This window comes from Aeromonas sp. HMWF015, assembly GCF_963878965.1.
GTDB lineage: Bacteria > Pseudomonadota > Gammaproteobacteria > Enterobacterales > Aeromonadaceae > Aeromonas > Aeromonas veronii.
In genome coordinates, this window is the sequence record NZ_CAWNZT010000310.1 from 1 (window position 1) to 7,761 (window position 7,761).

The 7,761-nt window shown below is 59.0% G+C and carries 6 protein-coding genes; 2 read left to right on the forward strand and 4 right to left on the reverse strand.

Features of this window, described 5'->3' with window-relative positions:
- The first annotated feature begins 240 nt into the window (after window positions 1-240).
- Window positions 241-1,077 (forward strand): tRNA cyclic N6-threonylcarbamoyladenosine(37) synthase TcdA, encoded by an 837-nt coding sequence (gene tcdA / locus AACS18_RS15900; RefSeq protein WP_108611869.1) that lies wholly within the window; start codon window positions 241-243, stop codon window positions 1,075-1,077.
- A gap of 21 nt (window positions 1,078-1,098) precedes the next feature.
- On the opposite strand, the gene AACS18_RS15905 is transcribed toward tcdA, so the two are convergent.
- Window positions 1,099-1,533, reverse strand: a complete 435-nt coding sequence (locus tag AACS18_RS15905; RefSeq protein ID WP_181363221.1) for a SufE family protein — start codon at window positions 1,531-1,533, stop codon at window positions 1,099-1,101.
- Window positions 1,534-1,546: 13 nt separating this feature from the next.
- Window positions 1,547-2,767, reverse strand: a complete 1,221-nt coding sequence (locus tag AACS18_RS15910; protein WP_108611867.1) for a SufS family cysteine desulfurase — start codon at window positions 2,765-2,767, stop codon at window positions 1,547-1,549.
- Between the two features lie 181 nt (window positions 2,768-2,948).
- Between AACS18_RS15910 and rep the strand changes: the two genes are divergently transcribed.
- On the forward strand, window positions 2,949-4,961 hold the full coding sequence (gene rep / locus AACS18_RS15915) for a DNA helicase Rep (protein WP_108611868.1): 2,013 nt from the start codon (window positions 2,949-2,951) through the stop codon (window positions 4,959-4,961).
- Between the two features lie 2 nt (window positions 4,962-4,963).
- On the opposite strand, the gene AACS18_RS15920 is transcribed toward rep, so the two are convergent.
- Window positions 4,964-7,240: a putative bifunctional diguanylate cyclase/phosphodiesterase gene (locus tag AACS18_RS15920; protein ID WP_005355671.1), complete on the reverse strand. Its 2,277-nt coding sequence runs from the start codon at window positions 7,238-7,240 to the stop codon at window positions 4,964-4,966.
- Between the two features lie 84 nt (window positions 7,241-7,324).
- A partial coding sequence (locus tag AACS18_RS15925) for a c-type cytochrome (protein WP_258228659.1) occupies window positions 7,325-7,761 on the reverse strand: 437 nt, incomplete at its 5' end.

Genomic DNA, 7,761 nt, shown 5'->3' on the forward strand with positions numbered 1-7,761 from the left:
CGATGGTAGTGTGGCATTCGCCATGCGAGAGTAGGACACTGCCAGGCACCCAATTTAAGAACCCCGCTCATCGAGCGGGGTTTTTTATTGCCTGAAAATCAGAAAATCGCCTGATAATTGACCGTTCATTCTCTCTTCTCCGCCGTTTTCTCCATTTTCCCTCCCCGATTTTCTCCGGTTATGCCATCGCCGCTGGCTCTGGTTGCCGTTATAATGGCCGCCCTCAAGCAAGGTGGTGGTATGAAAGCAGAATATCTACAGCGATTCGGGGGCATTGCCCGTCTTTATGGTCAGAACGCCCTGCGTTCCTTTAGCCAGGCCAAGGTCTGTGTGGTGGGGATTGGCGGAGTGGGCTCCTGGGCGGCCGAGGCGCTGGCTCGTGCCGGCATCAACCAGATCACCCTGATCGACATGGACGATATCTGTATCACCAACACCAATCGCCAGATCCACGCCATGCAGGGCACAGTTGGTCGCCTCAAGACCGAGGTGATGGCCGAGCGTATTCGCGTCATCAATCCGGATTGCGAAGTGATCGAGGTGGATGATTTCGTCACCGCTGATAACCTGGCCGAGCATATCAAGCGGGAGTTTGACTATGTTGTGGATGCCATCGATTCGGTCAAGGCCAAGGTGGCGCTGATTGCCTTCTGCAAGCGCAACAAGATCCCGGTGATTGTAGCGGGTGGTGCTGGCGGGCAGATGGATCCGACCCAAATCACCGTGGCCGATCTGGCCAAGACCATTCAGGATCCGCTCGCTGCGAAGGTTCGCTCCGACCTGCGCCGGTTGCACAACTTCAGCAAGAATCCGGCGCGCAAATTCGGGGTGGAGTGTGTCTTCTCAACCGAGCAGCTGAGTTATCCGGATGGCAATGGTGGCACCTGTCAGGCCAAAGCGGCCAGCGATGGCACCATGAAGATGGATTGCGCCTCCGGTTTTGGCGCCGTGACGCCGGTGACGGCAACCTTCGGGCTGGTTGCCGCGTCCCGGGTATTGAAGAAGATTGCCGAGCGGGGCGCCCGAGCCGAGAAAGAGGCAGGGAATGAAAACGCTGGGTCGATTGGCGAAGCCTAATCGACCACTGAACAAGGCGTGTTAGACCGCTTGTTCCCGGATCGCCAGTACGATCGCTCTGAGCCCGTTACCTCGTGACGGGCTCAAGTGTTTTTCAAGTCCCAGTTCGGTGAAATAGCCTTCCATATCAAAAGCCTGGATCGCCGCAGACGATTGGTGGTTGAGTGCCGCCAGCACGATGACGATGAGGCCCCGCACGATCCGGGCATCGGAATCACAGGCAAAGTGCCAGCAGCCATCCTCGCTTTGTTCTCCCTTCAGCCAAGCCTGGCTTTCACACCCCTTGAGGCGGAATTCCTCCTGTTGCCATTCGCCGGGTAGCGCTGGCAGCTGCTTGCCGAGCTGGATGATGAGCCGGTACTGGTTCTCCCAGCCGTGAGCGGCGGCAAACTGCTGGCGGATGGTGTCGGCCTTGGGCTCAAGGCCAATCTGGGTATAGCTTGCGAGGTCACTCATTCGGTTGTCTGCCTTAGAAGAAGTCACAGAGTTTGTGCAGGGCGGCCAGCAGGGCGTCGACATCATCCCGATTGTTGTAGCAAGCCAGCGAGGCGCGCATGGTGCCGCCGATCCCGAGCGATTCCATCAGCGGCATAGCGCAGTGATGGCCGACTCGCAGGGCGATCCCCTGCATATCGAGCAGGGTGGCAGCATCTTGCGGGTGGATGTCGTCGAGCAAGAAAGAGACCGCACCGGCGCGTTGGCCAGGTTCGCCGACCAGACGCAGCCCCGGCACCTGTTGCAGGCCAGCGACCAGATAGTCGGTCAGTGCCTGCTCATGTTGGGCGAGCCATTCCCTATCTTGCGCCATCACAAAGTCGATGGCAGCGGCGAGGCCAATAGCGCCAGCGATATGGGGGGTGCCCGCCTCGAATTTGAAAGGCAGGGTATTGAAGGTGGTGCCGCTGAAACTGACCCGATCGATCATCTCGCCACCGGCTTGCCAGGGCGGCATCCGTTCCAATAGCTCGGTGCGACCCCACAACACACCGATGCCGGTCGGGCCATAGAGCTTGTGACCGGAGAAGGCGTAGAAGTCGCAACCGATGGCTTGCACATCCACCTCGAGATGAGCCACCGCCTGAGCGCCATCGATCAGCGTCACGGCGCCCACTGCTTTGGCTGCTGCTACTATCCGGTCGACCGGATTGACGGTACCGAGGGCATTTGAGACGTGGGCCACGCTTACCAGCCGGGTCCGTGGCCCCAGCATGGCGTGATAGGCGGCCAGATCGAGATCGCCCCGCTCATCGAGGGGGATAACCCGGATGACTGCGCCGGTGCGCTGGGCGACCAGTTGCCACGGGACGATATTGGCATGATGCTCCAGGGTGCTGAGGATGATTTCGTCCCCTGTCTTGAGTTCGTTCATCCCCCAGCTCTGGGCCACCAGATTGATCGCTTCTGTGGTGCCGCGGGTCCAGATCACTTCGTGGCTGCGGGGTGCATTGATAAAGCGGGCGACCGTTTCGCGGGCAGCTTCGAAGGCGCGGGTCGCACGGCCACTCAGTGCGTGGGCGGCACGGTGCACGTTGGCGTTGTCGGCCCGATAGTAGTGAGCGATGGCATCCAGTACCGTGTGCGGCTTCTGGGTGGTGGCGGCGTTGTCCAGATAGACCAGAGGGTGGCCGTTTACCTCCTGCGCCAAGGCCGGAAACTGGCTGCGCAGTTGGTCATGCTGTTGCTGATTCATGCTCCCCTCATCATCTGGAAAAAGTCATCATCTCGAAAGGTCGGCCATGATCCTGAAAATAGCGCTCGAACACAAGGCGCGATAAGCCAGATGAGCGGTTGCCTGCCGTGCAGCAGGTACGGCTCGTCGGGTGATTTCTGGTACAATGCCGCCCCTCATCATAAGCCAAGAGATCCGGCCCATGAAGCTCAACCCCAATCAGAACGAAGCGGTCAAGTATGTCTCCGGCCCTTGCCTGGTGCTGGCGGGTGCCGGATCGGGCAAGACCCGCGTCATCACCAACAAGATTGCCTATCTGGTGCAGCAGTGCGGTTATAACGCGCGCAACATCGCTGCCGTCACCTTTACCAACAAGGCGGCGCGGGAGATGAAGGAGCGGGTCGGCCAGACTTTGGGTCGCAAGGAGGCGCGGGGGTTGATGGTCTCCACCTTCCATACTCTGGGGCTCGAGATCATCCGCCGGGAGCACAAGAGCCTGAATCTCAAGGCCAACTTCTCCCTGTTCGACGATACCGATCAGCTGGCACTGCTGAAAGAATTGACTGAAGACGAGCTCGACAACGATAAGGACAAGTTGTCGGCCCTTATCAGCCAAATCTCCAACTGGAAGAACGACCTTATCCTGCCAGCCCGCGCCATGCGTATTGCCCGCGGGCCGGAAGAGGTGCAGATGGCCCAGCTCTATGAACGCTATCACCGCCAGATGGTGGCCTATAACGCGCTGGATTTTGACGACCTCATCGTGATGCCGACCCTGTTGCTCAAGAGCAATCAGGAGGTGCGTGAGCGCTGGCAGAACAAGATCCGCTATCTGCTGGTCGATGAGTACCAAGACACCAACACCAGCCAATACGAGCTGGTGAAGCAGATCGTCGGCGAGCGGGCACGTTTTACCGTGGTAGGGGATGATGACCAGTCCATCTACTCCTGGCGCGGTGCCAAGCCGCAGAATCTGGTGCTGCTAAGCGAAGATTTCCCCAGCCTCAAGCTGATCAAGCTGGAGCAGAACTATCGCTCCAAGCGGCGTATCCTCAAGTGCGCCAACATCCTGATCGCCAACAACCCGCACGTCTATGACAAGGCGCTCTTCTCCGAGTTGGATGAAGGGGTGAAGCTCAAGGTGCTGTTCGCCAAGAACGAGGAGCACGAGGCGGAACGCATCGCCGCCGAGATGATGGGCCACAAGTTTATGAACCGCACCCGGTTCAAGGATTACGCCATCCTCTATCGGGGCAACCATCAGTCGCGCATCTTCGAAAAGGCGCTGATGACCAACCGGATTCCTTACCGCATCTCCGGCGGCACCTCGTTCTTCTCCCGCACCGAGATCAAGGACATCATGGCCTACCTCAAGTTGCTGGTGAATCCGGATGAGGACACCGCCTTCCTGCGGGTGGTCAACCTGCCGCGTCGCGAGATCGGCCCCACCACCCTTGAAAAACTGGGTCAGTATGCCAATCAACGCGGCAAGAGTCTGTTTGCCGCCAGCTTCGAGCTGGGACTGGAGCAGTACCTCTCCGGCCGTGGCCTCATTGCATTACAGGCTTTCACTAACTGGCTGGTACGCCTTGGCGATCAGGTGCTGCGCGGCAATCCGGTAGAAGCGGTGCGGGACATGATCAAGGAGATCCACTACGAAGAGTGGCTCTACGAGACCTCCCCCAGCCCGAAAGCGGCCGAGATGCGGATGCAGAACGTCTCCACCCTCTATCGCTGGATCACCGAGATGCTGGAGGGGGATGAGCTGGAGGAGTCGATGACGCTGGCTCAGGTGGTCACTCGCCTCACCCTGCGCGACATGATGGAGCGCAACGAAGGAGAGGATGATGCGGATCAGGTGCAGTTGATGACGCTGCATGCCTCAAAGGGGCTGGAGTTCCCCTATGTCTACATGGTGGGGATGGAGGAGGGCTTGCTGCCCCACCAGACCAGCATCGACGAGGACAACGTGGAGGAGGAGCGGCGTCTCGCCTACGTAGGGATCACCCGGGCTCAGACCGAACTGACCTTCACCCTCTGCAAGGAACGGCGTCAGTTTGGCGAGTCGGTACGGCCAGAGCCGAGCCGCTTCCTGCTGGAGCTGCCGCAGGATGACCTTGAATGGGAAAACCAGAAGAAGGTGACTGCCGAGGAGCGCCAGCAGAAGGGGCAGGTCGGTGTTGCCAACCTGCGGGCGCTGTTCAAGAAGGATTAACCCTAAGGATTGGCCGGGGTCAGTAGCGGCACTATGTCTGCTCCCGGCATGGGCGGTGAGATATAGCGCCCCTGTCCCATCCGGCAGCCGATATCAATCAGCTTCTGCAACTGCTGCTGGTTCTCGATCCCCTCGACGACCAGGGTGTAATCGAGATCCTGACAGATATCCCGCATGGCGCGGATCAGCGCCAAATCTTTGGGCGATTGCAGCATCCGCTGGGTAAAGCTGTCATCCACCTTGATGTAATCCACCGGGAAGTGGAACAAGGCGTTGAGGGAGGAGAAGCCGGTGCCGAAATCATCGAGGCTGATCTGGATACCCTTGGCCCTTAGGTCATGCAGAGATGCCAGCGCATCGGAATCCTGCCGCGACAGCTCCCGCTCGTTGAATTCAAAAATCAGATAGCCGGGGGCGACCCCTTCCTCTTCGATAATTCCCATCAGCCGCATGATGTGGTCATGGTTGACCAGATGCTTGCCCGACAGATTGATGGCGACCTTGAACTTGCCCTGCCCGGAGATTGGCAGCCAGTTCTTCAGCTGTTGGCAGGTGTGGCGCAGGATCTGGTAATCCAGCTCCAGTATCAGACCACACTGCTCCGCCAGCGGAATAAAGTCGAACGCATCCTTTAGAATCCCCTCCTCGGTCAGCCAGCGCGCCATCACCTCCAGTCCGGTCAGGCGGCTATCCTGCAGCCGGATCACCGGCTGGAAGTAGGGGACGATGCGCCCCTCCCGCAGGGCTCTGGCCAGCATCTCTTCCGGCGAATTCCAGTTCTGGTTGATGCAATCATCCGAGTAGCTGACGATGCGACTGCGACCATTGCGCTTGGCCTGATACATGGCCAAATCGGCCTGATGGAGCAGCTGGCTGATATCTGAGGTTTGCTCGGAGACGCTCGATACCCCCAGGCTGACGGTAATGCTCAACTCGTTGCCGAGTAGCCGGAACGGGTAGGAGAGGCGGCTGATGATGCGGTTGAGCACCGGGCTGATGTCATCGTCGCTCTTGCTGCTGTCCAGATAGATGACAAATTCGTCGCCCCCCAGTCTGGCCACCAGATCGTTTTGCCGGATGCAGGTCTGCAGGCGGCGGCTCACCTCCTTGAGCAGCTGATCGCCAGCGCTGTGGCCGAGGGTGTCATTGATCTGCTTGAAGTGATCCACATCGATAAAAATCACCGCGAATCCCGGCGATTTGTAGCGGTTGTAGTGGGTCATGGCGTGGTTGAGGTGGTTCATCAACAGCGCGCGGTTGGGCAGCTGGGTCAGCGGGTCGTGAAGCGCATCGAATTGCAGCCGCCGTTCCAGCTCCTGATGCTGCTTGAGCTGCTTTTGCAGCCTGAGGTTGGTCTGACGCAGCTGTTGCAGCCGCTGGTTGATGGAGTCTTCGGTATTGATGTCGTTGAGCTGCTGGCGGATCCGTCTCAGCTCCAGCAGCAGGGTGAGCTGGCCACGCAGGAAGTCTAGAAACAGCTTGTCGTCGGTCTCCAGCGGTTGAGCCGTGCTGATGATGAAGTGGGCGAAGTACTGTTGTTGCAGCCGCAGCGGCATGCTGTGCCAGTAGCGTGACTCCCTGCTCACCTCGATATTGCTGGTGCTGTGGCACAAGCCGCTGATGAACTCGTCTCCCTGATGGGGATGGGCAGGGTAGATCTTTTCCAGCTTCTGACTGGTTAGCCTGACCAGCAGCATGTCCTCGATGGTGAGCATCTGGCGCAGTACCGCTTCCAGCTGGGAGAAGAGCGCCTGAGCCGGCAGGGTATTGGCGAGCCGCATGATGCGGCTGATGCTCTCGATTTTCTTTTTCCAGTTCGGGTCTTTGCGGATCAGCGGCGAAGGCAGCTCGGTGAGATGGGATCCCGCCTGGGTTTCGGTCAGCCGTTTGGCCAGACACTCCAGCAGCAGACGCAGGGTCGGCAGGTCGGCGGGGGTGCCACGCGCCAGCAACCACTGTATCTGGCCATGCTCGATGGGGAAGACGCACCACCCTTCGGCCTCATCCAGCTGGGTGAGCTGATCGGTGATGCGGGACTGCTCACGGCCTAGCTGTTGCTTGAAGATGTCGCTGACCTTGTAGGCGTAAAGCCAGTTTAGACCGGTATCGGAGAGGCCCAGCATGCCGAAATGTTGCAGCGGGCAGAGTTGGTCAATCTGCTGGATCAGGGCATCGTAATCGTCAGACGTGGCGGTTTGTGGCGCCGGGAAGTCCATAATGGCAGAGACCAACGCCAACAGAGGAGTTGAGTAGTGGGGTTCGATGGATTGGGCCGACATGTGCAACTCCCGATATGTCTACCTTACAAGAGTAGTCGGAAGCCGATAGATTGAAAGGGCCGCAATTGCGGCCCTTTCAAATACTTACAGCTTGTCGATCATGTAGTGGATGGCGTTTTCAATCTCTTCATCACTACAGTTCGCACAGGTGCCGCGCGGAGGCATCATGCCGGACTTGCCGGTAAAGCCTTCAATGGCATGTTTCTTGAGAGTATCAATGCCCTGGGCGATGCGAGGATCCCAGGCTGCCTTGTCACCCCGTTTGGGGGCACCGGCGGCGCCAGTGTCGTGACAGGCAAAGCAGGCGCCCTTGTATACCGTTTCGCCATCGCGGGGACCGGAAGAGGCGGCCGCCGTTGGTGCAGCACTCGCGCCGGCAATACCTTCCAGATCCTTGGCGGTATAGACCTGACCGATTGGTTTGATCCGCTCGGCAATGGCTTCCGGTGACATCTCATCGGCAGCAAGCACTGCCCCAGACAAGCTGGCGGCCGTCATCCCGACAGCCAGCAAATAGCTCA

Bases quoted from the DNA above. Each gene is read 5' to 3' on its own strand.
- tcdA (WP_108611869.1), top strand. From the start codon at position 241: ATGAAAGCAGAATATCTACAGCGATTCGGGGGCATTGCCCGTCTTTAT.
- AACS18_RS15905 (WP_181363221.1), bottom strand. From the start codon at position 1,533: ATGAGTGACCTCGCAAGCTATACCCAGATTGGCCTTGAGCCCAAGGCC.
- AACS18_RS15910 (WP_108611867.1), bottom strand. From the start codon at position 2,767: ATGAATCAGCAACAGCATGACCAACTGCGCAGCCAGTTTCCGGCCTTG.
- rep (WP_108611868.1), top strand. From the start codon at position 2,949: ATGAAGCTCAACCCCAATCAGAACGAAGCGGTCAAGTATGTCTCCGGC.
- AACS18_RS15920 (WP_005355671.1), bottom strand. From the start codon at position 7,240: ATGTCGGCCCAATCCATCGAACCCCACTACTCAACTCCTCTGTTGGCG.